This window comes from Chryseobacterium glaciei, assembly GCF_001648155.1.
Classification (GTDB): domain Bacteria; phylum Bacteroidota; class Bacteroidia; order Flavobacteriales; family Weeksellaceae; genus Chryseobacterium; species Chryseobacterium glaciei.
Window position 1 is genome coordinate 3,512,495 of sequence record NZ_CP015199.1, and the last position, 18,814, is coordinate 3,531,308.

Here is an 18,814-nt window from a genome sequence, read left to right on the forward strand (position 1 = left end):
ATTTAGTTTCTATGAATTTGCTTTGGAATAAAATTTGTTATTTTATCGTTAAAAAATGTTACATTTTGAAACAGTGAGAAACATGGGGAAACAATGTGAAACATTTTTGGGAGAATTTAGAGGTTATGGAAGTCAATAAAATTTGTCAATTCTGCGGAAATAGATTTGTAGCTAAAAAGACTACAACAAAATGTTGTTCTGATGACTGTGCTAAGAAATTCTACAAAAAGAGGAAGCGTGATGAAAAAATTCAAGCAAGTGATAAAGATTTAGAAGTACAGATTAAGGGTTATGATATTGAAGAAATCCAAAAGAAAGACTATTTGTCAATCAAAGAAGTTATGCTTTTACTAAATATTAGTAGAACGTCAATTTATCGAATGCTAAAAGATGGTAGATTAAGCAAATTACAAGGCTTTAAATCGATTAGAATTAGGAAAGTTGACTTAGATGTGCTATTTAGACAAAAAGTCGAAAATAACGAAGAAAAACAGTATAATTTACCATATTTCTGCGATGATAATTATTACACTATTAATGAAGTCTTAGATGTATTTAATGTAAGTTCGGGTTCGTTTTATTATTTGTGTAAAAAACATAATGTTCCGAAAATTCCCAAAGGTAAAAATGTGTATGTTCCTAAAAACTTAGTAAATATAATCTTTAACAATGAGTAAAAAAGTTACGGTACTGAAAAAGCTTGTAAAAGGAAATAAAAGTAATCTTTCACTAAATTTTTATCCTCCTGTTTTTAATCGAAAAACTGGAAAAAAAACTCGATATGAAAAAACGAGTTACTTTATTTATAATGAATTTCAAAGTGATACGGTGTATTATACAGATGCGAATGGGAAGAAACAGTCAAAAATTGAAATTTTAACGGATAAAAATGGTAATCCTAAGAAATTAACATTGACTCCTGCTCAAAAACATCATAATAAGGAGATTAATGAAATGATTGAGCTGTATAGAGCTAAAAGGTTTAAAGAAGTCATCAATCCAGATATTTATTCCGAAACAGAGTTGAGGGCTTTGGAGTTGGCAGAAAATAGAAGTAAAATCTTTACAGAATATTTTAAGGAAAAAGCCCAGAATGCAACCAGTTCCGAAGGAGTGTGGAGTGGTTGTTACGGACACTTTGTTAAGTGTTATGGAAATGTTTTGTTTCAAGATATTAACAAAGCTCTAATTGAAGATTTTAAATCCAAATTACTTAATGCTTATCAGTTAAGAAGTACAACACATAAAATTAGTAGAAATTCAGCAGCAAGTTATTTTATCAGGTTTATACAAGCTTTAGAAATGGCTTATGAAGAAAATTATATTTCTCAAAGTTTTAAAGCGCATATAGAGTGGATTGAGGAAGAAGAAGTGATGAAAAATTTCTTAACTTTAGAAGAGTGCAAAAAACTGTTTACTACTGATTTTTCTGATGAAGTCTTAAAGAAATATTGCATTTTTGCTCTTTTAACGGGCTTGAGATATAGTGATATTAATAATTTACAATGGTGTGATGTGGTTGAAAGAGAAGGGATCAATTATATATATTTTAGGATGAAAAAAACCTCAGCATTTCAATATCATCCCATTTCGGAGGAAGCTGTAAAGCTTATGGGAGACAGAAGGTTCAGGACAGATTTTGTTTTTGATAGAATTGCATATCATTCACTTAATGATAATCTAAGGAAATGGTTATCAAAGGCTGAAATTGAAAAGAGAGTTACTTTTCACAATTTCAGAACTTCTTATGCTGTTGCACAACTAGAAGCAGGAGCGGATATTTATCTTATTTCAAAAATGCTTGGGCATAAAAATGTTTCAACGACTGAGATTTATGCAAAAATAGTTGATAAACGAAAGGCTGGTACAATTGATAATATAGTTTTAGGAATATGATAGATTTTTTACCAATTCGAGATGATGATTTTGAATTTTCATCATTATTTCAAAATTACGAAGAAGGTCATACAGATGCCACTGAATTTGGTATGTACCCATTTTTCAGGCTTAGATATTTCTTTTTGGATAGAAAAAGTTTACCTATAGTGACATTGAAGATTGATGAAGAAAAAATCGAGAATTTTGATATGTTTAGAAATATATTTATCAGAGGAGATTATTTTTATCTTATTGCTTATCATTATTTTATAAATATTAAGGAGTATGAGTTTGAATACAAAGTTGAAGGAAGAATGAAAATTGCAGATAAAAATGGAGAATTAAAAACAATTTCCTTTTTTGAGCCATTATATAATGCTTTAATAGACGAGAAAATTAAATCCCAAAAATTACTCCGACATGAATATATTGTATCTAAAAATAAATATTTATACATAAATAAGCTCACTGAAATACTTTTCAATGATTACTATGATTTAGATGATGCAATTAGGAAAGAGAAAAATGTTTTTGCAAAATATGGAATGGCTGTTAAGGAGGTTTATTTGGAGGTGTTTAGAGACTTTTATTCAAATTTTGTAGATTATCTTACAACAGAAAATTTTGAAGCTTTAAAAAAACTTGTATATCCTTCAAAAAAAGAAGTTCAGTCCTTTAGATTTGCACTGAGAGAAACATATAGGAATTTAAAAGATATGGAGGCAAGAGAAAAAATTGTTGAATCCATTAAACAAAATTTGATAGATAAAGGATTTATTTCTGAGATAACAACTTTTGAACAGGTTTATGACCTCTTCGACAACAAAAGAAGAGAATTACCAAAAATCATTTGGCTGAAAGACATTACATCTTTGGCTACATTTTATAAGATAATGGAAGATGATAAAATTATTCAGGATGCAGAAGGTGAACATTGGAAAATTTTGGCTGATTATTTTATTCTTAAAAATGATTCCGAAATTTCAAGAGAAGAACTTAAAAGCAAAAAGAAGTCAACCAATTTTAAAATTTTAGCTGACCTTGAAAGTGGATTTGACTTGCTGAAAAAAATTATCGCATAATCTTCACTCTACCTTTGAAAATTTTTTCATTTTTTTTCATTTTTTCCGATAAAATTTGAGATGATTAATCAAATAGTATTTTATAAATATTATAATGTTATTAAAATCAAATACTTAAAACTCTTACTGTAAGGTGAGAGTTTTTTCGTTTTTGGCATACTCGCTAAGTTATTGATGTAACCGATTCATGACAAAAGAAATCATGACGGCGAAAACCAGCCATAACGAAAATTTCGGTTCTATAATCGAAAAATTGGTGCAGACAGAAGTAACTAAATACTTAACTGCTTATGCAATAGAATTAGAAAAATTGAGTGAAATAGCTCTTTCAAAAGCTGTTTTAACAGTAAAAGATGTTGCAGAACTTCTCGATATGAACGAGCGAGTAATAGTTCAAAAGATTAATTCAGGTTTAATTCCTGCTTACAAATGCAAGATTACCAATAAGTTTCTTGTTTTGAAGCGTGAATTAATCAAAGAGATTGCGTCAGGAACACAGTACAAATCAATTTCAATGATAAGTGCTGAAGTAAATCGTGGATTTGATAGTAGAAAATATGTTTAATCTTAATTCTTACAGACATGATAGATTATATCAAAGCATATTTTCCCGATAAAAATAGAATTCTTGAAATTATGAAAGAAAACTACAATCTCGAAAAAATCAGCTATTCTCGATTTGATAAGACTAAAAATGAAGTTGTTTTGTATGAAACATACAAAAAGGAATTTGAAAATTTGGAATTAAAAATTACCAATCAAGGTGCATATATTCACAATTCCTTACATCATTTTTATAATAAGTTTGTGCATGACATTGATGGAAATTTTAATGATTTTAGTCGCTCGGCGATTGTAAATTCCATTGATTTTTTGGAAGAACAAATTAAATTTTCTCCTGAAAATCTACACCTTTCACAAAGTTTAGAATTTGGTTTGAATTTAAGATTACCTTTTGATTTAGACCACTTTATTCTTAATGAATGTGTGCTTTACAATTTTTGCCCTGCATCAAAATTACCTCCACCCAATGAAGAACAAGTGTATAAAGAATTTGAAAAAGGTAATTACAGATTAAAAATTTATCACAAAGGTAGACAACAATGTAATGGAGAAAACATTTTGAGAGTTGAAGTTAAGTTTTTAGATAAAAGAGAATTTAATAGAAATGGAATCTTTGTACTAAGTGATTTGGAAGATAGGGATAATCTTATTTTCTTGTATGATAAACTATACAATCTTGTGAAATTTAAGCTAATGTGTGTAGATGATATTGAAAACAGGCAATTCACAAGCTACAAGAAAAATAAGCTATACAAATATTGTGCGCATAAGTTTTGGTCAGAATTGGATGATGATAAATTTAAAATTGAATCAAAAAAAGTCCATTCATATTTTGATAAAAATAATTTATTGGAACACAAAAATACACTGTTAGACCTTATGGATAGGAAGTTTGAAGAGTTATTAGATAGTTAGTTTACGGACATTGTATAAGCAACCGTAACTGTTATTATTGATTTAAAAAACAGGCTCAAAAAAGCCTGTTTTCTTACTCAAACGTTTCAAATGAGTCCGTATTTTTGTCATACTTTGCAAGAAGCTTTAGCTCTCTTATTTGATTATCTGTTGTATCAAAAAAATGCGCTTTATTGGTTTCATCAATAACAACGCTACCGCTATAATGCCCGTCATCAAATGAGATTGTTTGAGCCTTAATTTCTCCATTTGAAAAGCTTTTGTATTCTTTCGCTTGTACTTCGGCACTTATAAATTCAAAGCAAATTTTAGCATTGCAAACTAATTGATTAACAATAATTTTTTCATTTTCAAATTCAAAAAAGATTCCCTCAAAATTAACAGCAAATTGAATTTTGTGTGTGGTTGAGCTATCTTTTAGCCAATTGTTAAATGCTTGCCAACTTATGTATTTCCAATTTGGTTTAACAGCTTCTTCCAATAAATCATACAGAACTAGCTTTTCTTTTGAAATCGAGATTAACTGTAATTCTTGAATATTATTTATTTTAATTTGTGACAATTTTGGATGTTCATCACAATAAATTTCTTCAATTTCAAAACCATGAAATACAGGTTTTATACGAGAAATGGGAAATAATATGCTATTGGCATTACTTTGAATTTGGTCAAAAGTATATAATTTGATTCCAAAAGTTTCCGCAGCAGCAATTGCATCTTTTTGAAATCCAATTTGAGATACGAAAATTTTATTATTTATTAAAGGAATTCTTTGGCATTTAGAATTAAATGCTTCAATTTTTTCAACAGAAACTTTGCTCTTAAATTCTTTACATTCAATAGCAATCTTAATATCAAAGCCGTTAACTTTTGACTCTATTAAAATATCAATCTCTCGTTTATTCCCGCTTTGATTTGGGATTTTATAGTTATTATATATTTTTGTTTCAGGGTTTGTTTTGTAAACTTCTTCGACAATTCTCACCAGCTTTTCTAAATTTTTTCCGTCTTTTCCCATAATTATGAATCTTCTGAAGTTCTAGTTCTATTGATTAAATTTAATATTATTTTTTCAGTGATTTCAATTTTTTTAGGATTTTCGTCAGATACTTTTTCGCAAAGTTCTACCGCTAACATCGTATCCTGAACAGTAGCTAATTGTCTAAAATATAAGTTTAATTGTGATAAACTTTTGTTATATATGTAAATGTTACATGCACCAATAAATTCTACTAAAATTCCACTTGCACCTGAGATTATCCCCATTGTTACATTAGGTTTTTCCATAAAGAAAAGTAGCCAAATTCCAGTAACCAATGTGATTAATCCTATTATTATTGATGCAATACTCCATTGATAGCTTGTCTTTGCTTGGTCTAAATTAATTGTGTAATATTCATCCATACGATTAAGTGTCAAACGTGCCATATTAGTAACGCTATCATCTCCAATTTTTTCAATTAATTTTTCCCTTTCTTGCTTTATATCATTTAAATTATTAGCCAAAATTTCCGTATTAGTTTTAAAATCGCCCAATGAAATCAGAGCTAATGAGGTTAAAATGAAAAAAGTAACTGCTAAAGCACCTAATAAGACTTGTATAGGTTCTATAAAATTATCACCATAAAAATTAAGGATTATACAACATGTTGTACAAATTAAAGGAGAAACGAAAAATGAATAGTTTCGAATTGTCTGGTGTTTTTTAAAATACTCTATAATTCCTTTAAGAGTTTCAGTTATAATGGGGTCAATTAATGAAAACATAAAATATTATTATTTTATTGTAGTGAAAAAACAGGCTTAAAATAAGCCTGTCTGTGTATTAGTTTAAGAATTAATTATCGGTTTAAATTTTTTTGGAGTTGAATTTCCGCTAAAGATTCCTTTTTTAAAATCCTTATAATGTTTCAACCTGCATTGGATTGAACATTTAAACCTGCCGAAGCCAAAGGGCTCGTAATAATCAATAAATCCACCGCATCTTTGCAGTCTGAAAATATAGAAATATTTTTCCTTTGTAACCTGAGCTTCATAGATTGCTCCGCTGTAATTAATTTGTAATTTCATTTTAATTAATTTAAAAATTATTTACAATTATACAACATGAATTAAGCGTTTGAGGTTTTGCTTATTTTTGTATTTAAGTTACTGATTTTCATTATTTTGTGAATGTTCCGCTTCGTTGGCTTTTATTTTTTTTAACTCTATTATTGCATTATTTATGTCAGTTACAGCACCATTGCCAAATGTTTCTTCATACCACTGTTTATCATAAAGTTTGTCTCTTTTTGGCTGTATCAAATCTAATAAATTGTGTTGTTTAAATAAACTCACCGTATTCTCGCTAAGAGTGGAAAGCATTTCTATAGCATCTTCTTTTTCTTTTTTTTTGGATGAAGGACTCCTTCTAATTCTAGCATAATAACTTGTTTCTTCAGCAATTTTGGTAAGTTGCTTAATTAATTTTTCTGTTTCCATATACTCTGTTTTTTATTTATTGTTTTATCTCATGTTTTTCACCATGTCCTTTGTCTGCTACTTCAATTTTACCACCCGTACCACACATACAAAAAGAATCTTCAGTAAGAATTTTGTAATTGTTGATTGTATCTTTTTCTGTGGTCTTTTGCCAAACCGTTGGAGCAGGAATACAAGGTAAATATCCTCCCGAAGTAGGTTTTAATTTACATTGTCCGAAAGGTTTTATATTGGTGTTTGCTTGCTTATCCTGCTCCGTAGCAATATACTTTCCCTCGGCTGTAGAGAAATTCTGACTTGTAACACTAAGATTGCTCGGTGTTGTTCCCTGATTGCAGGATAATTGGGCGGTATCTGTGATCTTTTGTGGCATTAAGAAAATATAAATTATTTAGTAAAGTTCTCTATAATAGGTTCAGGAACATTTTCCCCTTCTTCTGATACCCAGTATTTTTTTCTATAGAGTATTTTGCCCGTATTCCCGTCTAAAACAATCATATAATATTGATTGAATGTTTCTCCTTTCCATATAATACTCCACATAGGTTTTTCTACTGTTAAAGCAGCATCTTTAACCGAAGATTCAGGAAATAATAATGGTGATGCCCTATTTACCTCCGTGCTGCCAAATTTATTTTTATAGCCTAATAATATTGGAATTTTATTCTCAATCATAAATTTTTCAATGTCTTCCCATCTAAAGTTATAAGCTTTGTCATTATCTATACTATGTGTAGGCTTTCCATTTTCATCAAAGTAATACCAAATTCCTTTATAAACATTTCCTTGCAAAATATATAGTCCCTTTTCTTTGATATTACCATTGGGATAAAACGTTTTTCTAATTTCAAAAGGAGAATTATCAAAATAAGTTAACTCGTATGGATTTATAATTTTTCCATTCTCAAGAAGTCCATAATATTTAATTACATGCCTATTATCTATTTTTTCTTCAAGTTTATAAGATGTCCCATTATAGACTTTATCATTTTCAGAAGAAATTAAATCTGTTTTAATATATTTTTCTTTGGTTTTTTGAAACTCAAATTTTTCGAAATTGGAGTTTATGGTTGGTATATAATACATTGTTGCTGTTTTTAAGATGGTAATCCCATTTTTTTCTAATCCTTTTTTAGGCTCTTGTCCTTTACAGTTTAATACTAAAAATAATATGGATATAAGTATTGTTTTCATAAAAAATATTTTTAAGGTTCGGGTTGGGAAGTGTCTCTTATGATTTCCCATTGCCACTCCATTAAAGATTTTCTTGTTATTCCTACACGGTGGGAATAATCCAGAATATTATCCGTAACAGCATATCTGAAAGTATATTTACCATTAGGAGCATTGGTTCTTGACATCCCACTTGGTATAATATTTTTACTCTCAAATGTATGGTCTAATCCCATAGCATGTAATACTTCGTGTGCTGTAGTAGCATTAGTGTCGTATCCGTTGAATAAGATTGTTGTCTTTTCACCTGGCTGAGAGTATCCGCTCAAAGCTTCAAAAATACCATCAATTTTAATATTTCCACCTGTGGAACCCAAATAATAAACTTTGATATAATTTGTGTATTCAGGTTTTGCTCTATGAAGTTTTTCATTCAAGTATTTCCAAAGATCTTTCCAGCTTCTTGGTTTATGAGTATTTTCTCTCCTGTTGGCATAATCATATAAATAATATCCTTTGATTACTTTTGATGGTGGAGTACCTAACGCACTGCCTGCAGATAGTGGCAGTGTGTGGAGATAGTTATTAAAGCTTGTTTCAGCGGTTAAATCTAATTCAAACGTCTTTATTCTTGGGTCAATTAAAGCCTGTCTTAACGCATGCTTCAATACATCTTCCTGCCCCGTTATATTTCCTCCTGAAGGTGCTAAAGATGTTTTTACATTTACAAGAACAATTTTTTTAGTTTTCCTGTTGGCTTTGTTGTTGGCTTTTATCAATAACTTTCCTGCCAATGTTTCTGTGGTTATATTGGTAGTAGCATCTTTTGTAATGGCAAAGGCTTTTATGCTCGCAATAACAGGGATTTCTTTGATGCAGTTAATTTCTATATCCATCGTATGAGGCGTACCCGCTGTGCCACCTGTTACGGTAACGCTTTTACTTGGTATGCTGAAATAGCTTGAATTGGGCTTTGCTGCCTCAGCTTTAGTAGTTGCCCCACCACCTGTAATGGTAAAATATCTGTCATCAAATTCTAATCTCAACTCGTCAGGTTCTATTTTTACTTCTATAAGTAATTTCAGAGTAGCAGCAATGCAGGTTCCTGCTTCGGGGTCTGACGTACCATCTACCAATAACCTTCCTTCAGGCACTCTATATAGGCTCAACCATGGAGTGGCATACCTCTCTCTTATATCCGTTTTCTTAAATTCGGTTACGGAGATAGCAGTAGGATTGTACTCAGTTGTGATAAGTCCTTTAAATTTGTTATAAGGCGAGGTTTCTGCTGTAAATGCAGCGTTGTAGTCATTTTGCGCATGAGTACCCATATTTCCTAAATAGGTAATATCATGCACACCTCCTCCTGTATTATCTCCGATTCGCATAAAATCAAATCCGAATTTACCATAATTTGGAGTCCTCGGTCTAAACTCTACAATACACTCTCCAATATCTGTTGTTGAAGATGGTGGTCGTTCTTCTGCAACGTTTGTGTTACTTGTTCCTTCCTCTCCTTTCACCTCCACAGTGCCTTTTGAATTAACAACTGCGCTTTCATTTGAATGTATATGTAATTTTTTGAATCCTGCAACATTAGTTTCTTTAGCTTCAATTTTTATCTCATTTTCTGAATTAATCAATGCTTTTCCCGCTTGTGTATGGAAAAATTCTGATACAGTCTGTAACATGATAGGTGTATTTACCAATGTTTTCTGAAGATAATTCATTAGTGCCGTATTTCCAACGGTCGATGTCATATTATTTATAACATTAATATCAAAATTATTGTTGGCATTAATCTCAACATCCGTAGCATTCATCGTTATTTTATTTGGAGCGGTAACATTAATGTTTCCTCCGCCATCCATAAAATATATGTTTCCGCTAGGGTCTTGAATTGTCACACTACCGTTGGCATCATTCATTAAAACTTTGATTCCGCTACGGGTCTGTATAGATTTAAGATGATTATCAGCGCCTCCGCCTAAACCGACTTTTCCATGAAACATTCCACCCATTGCAAAAGGAAAATCTGGGTTATTGTACTCAAAGCCTACCATTACCTGATCTCCAATTTCAGGTACAGCCACAAATCCTCTGTTTTGGCTTATGGCATCCGTTCCCCCTGCATCTGGACTCATCATTCTTATAAAGTGAGTAGTATCATTTAATTGCCAGTCAAACTGCACCTGTATTCTTCCCTGATTCAAGGGGTCAATATTGGAAATTACTGTTGCTATCTGTGGTTCTGCTTTAGGCAGGATAAAATCAGATTTAGGCATAAAGCCTGTTCCCTCGGCTATGGCTTCAAAATTTCCTGTATAATATCCCCTTGCATCTACTTCATGGGTGACTTCGGTAATCATCAAAGTTGTAAAGTGAGAGGTCTCATTGCTGTCTTGTTTTCTCATAGCTAAATCTGTGACACAGCCAATATAAAGAAAAGGCACAGAGGTATTTCCTGATACTGTAAAAACCTCTACGGCAGCGCTTCCTCTTGCACTTTTCTGGGCATCATCCACATCCAGAAAAATATTGGGATTTAAAGGAGTGGGAGTAAGAGAACGGGTTTTAAAAATACTATCGTTCAGTTCATAAGACTTTGCTGACAAATCTCCTAAATGCTTGATACTATCATTCGTGCCAAGCATTTTAGCATGACTGCTACTGTTATATCCAAAGTATTCAGGTTTTGTATGTACTGCTTTTAATTCTACCTGCACATCATTAACATTGCTTCCATAGATAAGTTGGATAGGCTTTTCATTAGGTGGTAGCTTTCCGAAATGAAGTATTTCACCATCATAATAGAACTGCTCACCGTAAGCTTCTGCAATTCTTGTCAGATAATTGTAGTGAGTTTCACAGTACTGTGCACTGTAATTAATATAGCTTTTATTCTGGGTGTCTATTCTGAAATCGAACTTGCTTGTTCCTAATGTCTCTTTAATGATGTTGTCAGCAATAATAGATGTGTTTACAGCCTGAGTGCCTCCAAAACTCTGGGTATGGGGTGCAGAATCCATCAATATGGTTGGACTGTGTCCTTTTAGTACAATATTTCCCAGACTCATTTTATCCTGACTGAATGCCACTTTTGTAACCACACCGACAAATGTACGTTCGGGACTTTCATTTTCAGCATCTTTATATTTAAAAGTAACGGTCAGTCTTTTGCCAAAGAACTGCTGTGCCTGTTCTAAATTATGGTTTTGTATTTCATCCAGAGAATCATGCGCCAGAGTAAGTTCAAAACTGTGGTGTGTTTTGGCACTTTGTTGCAGACGAAAATGTTTAAAGTGTTTGATTAGATTTCCATTAACCACAATATCAAGCTTCACCACGCGGTTAATCCCTGATATATGGTTCTCCAAAATCTTCTCAGAATTTGAGATATTTCTTTTCATTGTATATTTTGTGTGTTTTTTGGTATTATATCACTAAATATAGATAAAATACTGTGCCAAATATAGAGATTTTTAATAAATCTTTTAAATTGTAGTAAAACTACGACTGCTTGTAAATCAAATAGTTTGATTAATGCTTTACTTTTCGTCTTTTACTAAAATGCTGTTTCAACTTGTCGGTGATAAATTTCAATATCAGCAGTGAATAGTATACACCACCTACATATAGTATAACAATTGAGACTAATAAAAGATAGTCCCAATTGTTTGGCTCTCTGAGTGGTCGGAGAGAAGTTCCACAGAAATTTGAATCTAAAATGAGCGTTATCATTTTGCAGTATCAAAAGGGTTTTGGTCTGCCTTCATGAACACGCTTCCCATACGTTTATATTTGAGAGATTTACCTTTCACGCACAAATCATAAAGCCCGTTTCCTTTTTGTTCTGAAATGCGTAAGAAAATAACATCGCTTTCGATGCAGTCATTATCTATTGCAACATGTTTTCTAAGGTCAGAAATAGTTGCATCTACTTTTTTCAAAAAAGATTGGATTTTCTTATCTGGTGCAGGTTCTTGATAGTTTGAGGGAAGATCGCACTTCTTGTCTTTCTGTGTTTCCTGTGCGAAATAAAGTGTTGGCAACGCTAGTGCAAGAGTAAATAGTAATTTTTTCATTGTAATTATTTTTGATTGTTAATAGTTGTTGAATTGTTACTCTTAGAAAATAATCTTTTATAGATGTAAATAAGTAAGACAATAATGAGTGGGAGAATTACATATATGATATATTCCTGATGGTCGTAATAGCCCCAAAGTCCGATAAATCCGTCATAAACATAACTTCCTTTGTAAGTTTTATAGCTGAAGCTATGGAAAGGGTAAAAATGAGATGCAGGCGAATAATTGGTATCACATAAAGGACAGGAAATGTAATCGGGAGTGATTAGGTAATATTCTTCATATATTACAATTCCTTCACCCCTAAGGGTGTTTGTGTACAATGGATGCCAATTTGTAAGATAGCTTACATATCCAATTGTATTGAATATGATCCAAAAGAATAAGAACTTTTGTTGTTTGATGCTTAATATCATTGTTTCTATTTTGTTTGATTTTGGGCAACAAAAAAGTGAGTAACAAGTATTCTCGCAATGTTAAACAGGCTCTGCAAAGCCTAAGCACAATTACGGAAACCGCTACTCACCATAGGCAAGTGCGATAACCATTTTTGTAATTGTGCTTTTGAGAATGTTGCAGATTCGTTTAACAATACAAAAAAAGTTTTCACTTTTTTATCGTCGATGTCTTCTAAAAAGCTATAAAGCTTTTTAGATAAATTTTTCTATATCAATAATTAAACCATTTTAGTTGTTTATAGTTTGCAAAAATGATGAAAAAAATCAATATTCTGAAACTGATTTTGTGTTTATATTAATTTTTTCTGTTGAAGTGAAGTCATGAAAAAATCGAAATCATCACTCCATTGTTTTATTTCGTCTTCTAAACTATCTCTATTAGCAACATATTTTAAAGCTAATAAGTAAGTAAACCCCTTGAAAAAACTTTCAAGCTTAGTAGAGTGTCTCCCAAAATCATAACAAAATTTAACAGCTTCTTCTCCTGCTGACTTATTATTTAAATATGTAGCCCAAAAATTGTGTGCGAGTAAATTTCTTTTCTTTAGATAAGAATTTAATTCGTCTTCAATGATTAATTTTGGATTAAGTTTTAATATCCTAAAAATCTCTCCAAGTGTTTTCTTTCCTTTGGATTTTGAAGCTGATTCAAGAAATTCTGATGTGGTTAAGCCATAAAAGTCATTGTCAAATTCTACAAGATATTCAAGAAGTTTACTTGAAATAAATTCAACTCTCTGTGCTGAAACTAATGCCATTCCCATTCTTGAATAAACAAAATCTACATCTGTCATAATACTAATTATTTTTTCTTCTTTTTAAAATATATTCCTGTAATGACTCTGTTTCCCATTCCTCATTTTTTGAAGAAAATCTAGCATAAGATGTATGCTCATATTTTTCATTCGGTTTTTGTTCCTTCAAAAACTCCAACATTTTATCAAGCGATTTATCAATAAGTTCATCACTTAACTCTCCGCTCAGCTCAAAATTATAAGTTGTATTATCATCTAAAATAGCATTGATTCCAAATTTAATGGGCTTCTTTATTACATCATCTTTTGTAATTTGACTGTATTCCTTATTTTTAAGTTTGTCTCTTGTATAGATAAAAATTGCTTTTAACGATTCCCATACTACATTTTTTCCAATATGTTGAATCGTCTCTCGCAAAAAGATGGAAGATAAGGATAGGGTATAAAATGCTTCAAGCGAAAAGTCTGTAAGAGAATTTGTAATTTGTCCGTTATAGCTGATATGTTTAAAGTCAACGTCTAAATTATCAAACTGCTCTTCAATGAACTTTAAATCATTTTCATCTAACCCTCCTAAATACCTAAGTAGCAATTTGTTGTTTAATGTGTTTTCTGACATTCTATTTTTTTTCAATATTTTCAAATATACTTAATATATCTCCAATTAAGAGGTATCTAAGCAAAAGTACCCCGCCATAGGGCAAGTTTTCGATAGTACCCCCACCTCTTTAAAGTCGGTCAAAAGTTTTCGGAGGTCTAAAAACCTCAACACTTTTTTTGAACATTTTTAGACTACAATCCAAAGTTAGAACGGGTTTGAGAGAATTTTTTACAGGTTTAAAATATTTCTTCTGTTTCATTCAAAAGTACCCTAAAATTCACACACTTGGCACGGTTTTCGAGTAATAAAAACCAACAAAAAACCCCATCAATACTACTAATATTGAATGGGGAAGTGTAAAAAATTCTAACGCTAATTAAAACTTATCTACAATGACAAAGTTACAAAATTGTTTGGAGGACTTCCAAATCTATGTTGGTACTTACTTTAAGTACAATTCAGGGAGCATTTATGGCTCATGGCTGAAATTATCAGATTATTCAAACTATGACGAGCTTTTACAGGCTATGCAGAAACTACACCAAGATGAAGAGGAGCCTGAATTTATGCTTCAGGACTACGAATGCAGTCAGTTCTTTATCAAGCAAAAGCTAATCAGCGAAAGTCATCTTTCAGTTGACATTTACGAAATAGCCGAACAAATCAACAATTCAGATTATGATTTCGAGGTTATAGAAGCCTATGCAGAGTGCATGAGTTATTATCATGAGGACGTAAGCGACCTATTAGAGAGCCTTTCAGATTCTTATTATGGCGAGTACAGTTCAGACGAATATTTTGCACAGACTACTTTAGAACAGGACGGCTCAATACCTGAAAGCCTTCCGTCTTACATTTACATTGATTGGGAAGCAACAGCCAGACATTTGATGTATGATTATATGAGTTCTAACGGGTATTATTTCAGAAACTAATTACAACAAGAATCTTTGCACCTTGCTTAAATGCAGGGTGCTTTATAATATTTTAAAATTATGAAAGCACGATATATTAGAGTTTCCACAGGTGCACAAAACATTGCAAGACAAGAGGAACGACAAGCAGTAGGTGAAAGAGTATTTACTGATATTGTTAGTGGTTCTACTCCCTTTAAGGATAGGGAACATGGGAAGGAACTTATAAAAGCTATTGAGGACGGAGGAATTAATTACGTTTCTGTGAGTTCTATTGACAGGTTAGGACGTAATCTGTACGACATATTAACAACTCTGGAATTTTTCAAAGAAAAGAGCGTTATTCTCAAAGTGGATAATCTCGGAATAGAAAGTCTAATCAAAGGCAAAGAAAATCAAGCCTTCAAACTTATCATTTCTGTTATGGCTAACATTGCAGAAATGGAGCGAGAAACGATTTTAGAACGACAGCGAGAGGGAATTGCACTTGCAAAGGCTCGTGGAACTTACAAAGGACGTGAGAAAGGTTCTATGGAAAGTATAGAAGATTTCCTTTTCAAGTATAAAGAGGTGATTAAGAGCCTAAAGAAAGGAAATTCAATCCGAGACACTGCAAAAATTTGCTCGGTCAGCATTGGAACTGTTCAGAAAGTTAAAAATGCTATAAGTAGTTCAGTATAATTATTATTTTTGAAAAAAAATATTTAATAGATGAAATTACATGAACATTACAGCAGTTTTTTAGGAGAGGATAATATTTATAAAAATATTAGCACAATTAAAAGAAACACCACTTTTGATTTAGTGGTTTTGATTCTGATTGTAGTAACAATGGGCATAGGTGTATATTTTTTTACTGAAGATACTGTAAAAAATAAAACACCTTTGTCAGAAACATATTATAGATGGCATTTTATATTAATGGTTAGTTCCTTTGTTTTTTGTTATGGATTTATTTTTTATGAAAGAGTAAGACTTTTTAAAAATATTAAACAAAAAGTAGGAAAATTTAAACAGAATATGCTTGAAGTAATTTTATTCGGAATAGATTGGGATTCAAAAATTTTAAAATATTATTGGTTTGAAAAGCTTCACGCATCTAATAGAGAATTGGAAACTTGGAAACTTGAGTTTTTCAAAATCCAAAATGATAAAGACTTAGCCACTAGTACAGCTCCAAAATTTCCCATTAATCTATCTGAGGTTATTTCAATTGTTGTTATACTTGTTTCTGTTTTAAATTTTATATCATTTGCTGTTGGGGCAGAAGAAGGAAGGCAACAAAAATTAATTGTTCTCCAAACATTCCTGCTTGTTAGTCCAATTTTTTTTCCTATTATAATGTTTATTAGAAATAGTTTCAATGAGAAGAAGAACAACTACAAAAATATGCAAAACTATTCTTTGGCATTAGGGTATGTTTTAGATAAGAGAAGGATAGAGAATGGTTCTCAACAAGAAAACCTATCCGAAGAATAGAAATTGCTCCTTAAATGAGAAAACCCAAGGGTTCACCGCTCAAAGAAGATATAATTTTCACTATCAATAAATCAGAAAGTGCATGAAATGGGATGATTTACCCCTTTAGATATATCGACCTCCTTATTATTTCTATATACCTAATATGGTACTTTTACCATGATGAAATTCTAGGAAATATTTTATGGAAATTTTGTTACAAAATTTCTAAAATAAATTTATTTGATTCTATAATGTTACTATTGTTTATAAAACATTGATAATCAATAGTAACTATTTTTGTATCGGGAAGTAACCAATGCAAAATAAAATAATATAAAATCCATAATATTTATTAGAGAGCTCTATTGATAGGGCTTTTTCTTTTATGAGAATATATGGTGGTATAATATTCAACAGTAATCTATTAAGAGTAAGAAAGGCCAGTAAAATAATCACTCAACAAATCAAAAGTAACCTATACTCACCATCATTTTCAATCGGAGCTCTATGAACACAAGGTAAAACCTGTTGTTCAGGATGATCTACTGCCAACCGCCAAAGATGCCCTAACCCTAAATTGATAGGCTCTGCATTGGGTTTAGGTTGATAATGCAAATCAAAATAATATTCCTTTAAGAAGGTTTCAAATTCTGCTTCTGAACCGTCGTGTAATTCTTTAAGCTTTTCTCGGATTTCAGGAATTATTATTTTTTGTTCAACCTGATGATTGGGTAGAATATCGCTTGCAGTACCATGATAGGTACATAAAAAAGTATCCGTTCCAATGGGAGAGCGATCTATGTGATAAGAATATACATCTGTTGAAATGAAGTCGAACTCATCATCTCTTTCGTAATTTTTAAGTAAATTGAGAGAAGGTGAGGCTCCAAAATCAGTTAATAATTGTAAATCATTTAAGATAATTTCTCTTGCAATATTTCCTTTTTCTGAAAGTTGTAATGCTAAAAGATCTTCAATAGAAACTTCCGTAATGTTCTCTTTTAATTGAAGTTTAGATACAATTTCTTTGAAATCCCCATTTAAATTTCTTTCCCAGCAAATTGCATTCATTTCTCCCTGAAAATCGGTATTTACAAGTTCAGAAAAAGTAGAAACTAATCCAATTTGGCTGCTGTCAGAAAACTGCTCGTTCATATTTTAATTTAATTGCTGAAATGTTGCAAAATTTTCACATTGGAATTAGGAAATCTTTCCAAGGCTTTTTTTTAATATAATCTAGTGCAAACTAATTTTTTTCCCTTGTTCAGGGAAAATATAATGTATTTTTAACGGATTATTTTTCAATAATTCCTCTTTTATAATCTCTGGATTGTCACCTGTTGGTTTTCTGTGGGTAACTACGATATTAAGGTTTTCAAGATTTTTTTGTCCGGTTTTTTCTTTCAACTTTTCTAATTCTTCCACTAATAAATTAGGTGTTAAATGTCCAAAAAGAGACTTTTCAGACTGATTGTTTGGGAAAGAAACTTCAATTAATATCGTGTTTAATTGTCTTTTTTTAATCAATGGAGCGATGTCGTCCCAAATAGTATTTAATTTATCAGATTTTTCAACTCTGTCGGCTCCTGTATCTCCAAAATACAGCAAATAATGCTCGTCTTTTCTTACCAAAACAGCACTGCTTTTATAGGGATTTACATGACTTAGTTCGTAAGATTTCAAGAAAAAAGAAGTATTTGAGGCTGGAATTTCCACTCCTTCCTGCAGTTCATTATAATGATACTTTCCGAGTATCGGTTTTTGCCCCTGATCAGCAAAATTAATCCAAGTATCATTTATAAAATAATGATTTTGAAGAATTTGAATTACTGGAGCAATAGCATAAATATCCTTTTTAGAATCAGCTGGAGAATTGATAATCAACCCGGATAAATGATCCAGATGACCATGAGAAATAAAATATCCTTTAATCTGATCTTTTAAAACAGTTTCTGTTGTTCCAGTCAGACTTTTCAATTCAATGGCTTTTCGGATTCCTGCATTTACTGTTCCTGCATCAAGACAAAGAAACGACTTGTCATTGGGCGCTCCGACCAGATAAGCCGATAAATTATCTTCCTTTTCTCCACCATAAATACCTAATGGAATAAGGTCAAAATTTTGTGCCTGAGAAGCAATGGATAACAAAATAGCAAATAAAGAAAATCTTATTTTTTTCATTATAATTAAAACTTAAAAAAATGAACTTTCATGGTAATTCAGGGCAAATTTACACTATTTATTTGAAGCTTTTTGGCTATGTCGAATTGTAATTAATTTTTTTAAGGAGCAATTTCCCGCTTTCTGCTGTATCTTTTTGGTTACGGCCTCCGCTTTGCTCCGGCCGCAACCAAAAAGGATGTCGCGCCAATCGGGGCTAGGGTTATAGTCTTTTATTTCAACATTGAAAGTCTCTACAAAAGTTTGTCGTGCTAGAAGCATCT

Annotated in this window: 21 protein-coding genes; 8 read left to right on the forward strand and 13 right to left on the reverse strand. The window is 31.4% G+C overall.

The genetic code is table 11. From position 1 onward, the window contains the following. Window positions 1-125: 125 nt before the first annotated feature. The 5 genes from A0O34_RS15900 to A0O34_RS15920 all read left to right on the forward strand — a co-directional run bounded on the left by A0O34_RS15900 (window position 126) and on the right by A0O34_RS15920 (window position 4,439). Window positions 126-677, forward strand: a complete 552-nt coding sequence (locus tag A0O34_RS15900) for a helix-turn-helix domain-containing protein (protein WP_157886043.1) — start codon at window positions 126-128, stop codon at window positions 675-677. Then, a complete protein-coding gene (locus A0O34_RS15905) occupies window positions 670-1,896 on the forward strand; it encodes a tyrosine-type recombinase/integrase (protein ID WP_066756650.1) in 1,227 nt (408 codons plus the stop codon). Before A0O34_RS15900 ends, A0O34_RS15905 begins: the two co-directional genes overlap by 8 nt. Continuing rightward, window positions 1,893-2,960: a hypothetical protein gene (locus A0O34_RS15910; protein WP_066756653.1), complete on the forward strand. Its 1,068-nt coding sequence runs from the start codon at window positions 1,893-1,895 to the stop codon at window positions 2,958-2,960. Before A0O34_RS15905 ends, A0O34_RS15910 begins: the two co-directional genes overlap by 4 nt. A gap of 187 nt (window positions 2,961-3,147) precedes the next feature. Next, window positions 3,148-3,525, forward strand: a complete 378-nt coding sequence (locus A0O34_RS15915; protein WP_066756656.1) for a helix-turn-helix domain-containing protein — start codon at window positions 3,148-3,150, stop codon at window positions 3,523-3,525. A gap of 17 nt (window positions 3,526-3,542) precedes the next feature. After that, on the forward strand, window positions 3,543-4,439 hold the full coding sequence (locus tag A0O34_RS15920) for a hypothetical protein (protein ID WP_066756659.1): 897 nt from the start codon (window positions 3,543-3,545) through the stop codon (window positions 4,437-4,439). Window positions 4,440-4,512: 73 nt separating this feature from the next. Here the strand turns inward: A0O34_RS15920 and A0O34_RS15925 are convergent, their stop codons facing one another. The 11 genes from A0O34_RS15925 to A0O34_RS15975 form a co-directional block, all read right to left on the reverse strand. Beyond that, complete coding sequence (locus tag A0O34_RS15925) at window positions 4,513-5,457, reverse strand: restriction endonuclease (protein ID WP_066756662.1); 945 nt, start codon at window positions 5,455-5,457, stop codon at window positions 4,513-4,515. 2 nt (window positions 5,458-5,459) lie between these two features. Continuing rightward, complete coding sequence (locus tag A0O34_RS15930) at window positions 5,460-6,206, reverse strand: TRADD-N-associated membrane domain-containing protein (RefSeq protein WP_066756668.1); 747 nt, start codon at window positions 6,204-6,206, stop codon at window positions 5,460-5,462. A 63-nt stretch (window positions 6,207-6,269) separates the two neighbouring features. Then, window positions 6,270-6,509: a hypothetical protein gene (locus A0O34_RS15935; RefSeq protein WP_066756671.1), complete on the reverse strand. Its 240-nt coding sequence runs from the start codon at window positions 6,507-6,509 to the stop codon at window positions 6,270-6,272. A gap of 78 nt (window positions 6,510-6,587) precedes the next feature. Next, window positions 6,588-6,920: a hypothetical protein gene (locus tag A0O34_RS15940; RefSeq protein WP_066756674.1), complete on the reverse strand. Its 333-nt coding sequence runs from the start codon at window positions 6,918-6,920 to the stop codon at window positions 6,588-6,590. 16 nt (window positions 6,921-6,936) lie between these two features. Beyond that, a complete protein-coding gene (locus A0O34_RS15945) occupies window positions 6,937-7,293 on the reverse strand; it encodes a DUF4280 domain-containing protein (protein WP_066756678.1) in 357 nt (118 codons plus the stop codon). 14 nt (window positions 7,294-7,307) lie between these two features. After that, entirely contained in the window at window positions 7,308-8,114 is an 807-nt protein-coding gene (locus A0O34_RS15950) for a toxin-antitoxin system YwqK family antitoxin (RefSeq protein ID WP_066756681.1), read from the reverse strand. 11 nt (window positions 8,115-8,125) lie between these two features. Then, complete coding sequence (locus A0O34_RS22385; protein WP_066756684.1) at window positions 8,126-11,503, reverse strand: type VI secretion system Vgr family protein; 3,378 nt, start codon at window positions 11,501-11,503, stop codon at window positions 8,126-8,128. 327 nt (window positions 11,504-11,830) lie between these two features. Further along, window positions 11,831-12,178, reverse strand: coding sequence for a hypothetical protein (locus tag A0O34_RS15960; protein WP_066756688.1), 348 nt, complete (start codon window positions 12,176-12,178; stop codon window positions 11,831-11,833). 5 nt (window positions 12,179-12,183) lie between these two features. Then, window positions 12,184-12,597 carry a hypothetical protein gene (locus tag A0O34_RS15965; protein ID WP_066756691.1) on the reverse strand — a complete coding sequence of 138 codons (414 nt, stop codon included), beginning with the start codon at window positions 12,595-12,597 and terminating at the stop codon, window positions 12,184-12,186. A 332-nt stretch (window positions 12,598-12,929) separates the two neighbouring features. Further along, on the reverse strand, window positions 12,930-13,433 hold the full coding sequence (locus A0O34_RS15970) for a hypothetical protein (protein ID WP_066756696.1): 504 nt from the start codon (window positions 13,431-13,433) through the stop codon (window positions 12,930-12,932). A gap of 4 nt (window positions 13,434-13,437) precedes the next feature. Further along, window positions 13,438-14,013 (reverse strand): hypothetical protein, encoded by a 576-nt coding sequence (locus A0O34_RS15975; protein ID WP_066756699.1) that lies wholly within the window; start codon window positions 14,011-14,013, stop codon window positions 13,438-13,440. Window positions 14,014-14,387: 374 nt separating this feature from the next. Here A0O34_RS15975 and A0O34_RS15980 point away from each other — a divergent pair, with 374 nt between their 5' ends. The 3 genes from A0O34_RS15980 to A0O34_RS15990 are packed head-to-tail and all read left to right on the forward strand — an operon-like array spanning window position 14,388 to window position 16,388. Next, window positions 14,388-14,930, forward strand: coding sequence for an antirestriction protein ArdA (locus tag A0O34_RS15980; protein WP_066756702.1), 543 nt, complete (start codon window positions 14,388-14,390; stop codon window positions 14,928-14,930). Window positions 14,931-14,990: 60 nt separating this feature from the next. Then, complete coding sequence (locus tag A0O34_RS15985; protein ID WP_066756705.1) at window positions 14,991-15,590, forward strand: recombinase family protein; 600 nt, start codon at window positions 14,991-14,993, stop codon at window positions 15,588-15,590. Between the two features lie 30 nt (window positions 15,591-15,620). Further along, on the forward strand, window positions 15,621-16,388 hold the full coding sequence (locus A0O34_RS15990) for a hypothetical protein (protein ID WP_066756708.1): 768 nt from the start codon (window positions 15,621-15,623) through the stop codon (window positions 16,386-16,388). A gap of 438 nt (window positions 16,389-16,826) precedes the next feature. On the opposite strand, the gene A0O34_RS15995 is transcribed toward A0O34_RS15990, so the two are convergent. Both A0O34_RS15995 and A0O34_RS16000 read right to left on the reverse strand, forming a co-directional pair. Further along, window positions 16,827-17,525: a DUF1826 domain-containing protein gene (locus A0O34_RS15995; protein WP_066756715.1), complete on the reverse strand. Its 699-nt coding sequence runs from the start codon at window positions 17,523-17,525 to the stop codon at window positions 16,827-16,829. Window positions 17,526-17,606: 81 nt separating this feature from the next. Further along, window positions 17,607-18,551 (reverse strand): MBL fold metallo-hydrolase, encoded by a 945-nt coding sequence (locus A0O34_RS16000; protein ID WP_066756719.1) that lies wholly within the window; start codon window positions 18,549-18,551, stop codon window positions 17,607-17,609. Window positions 18,552-18,814: the final 263 nt, after the last annotated feature.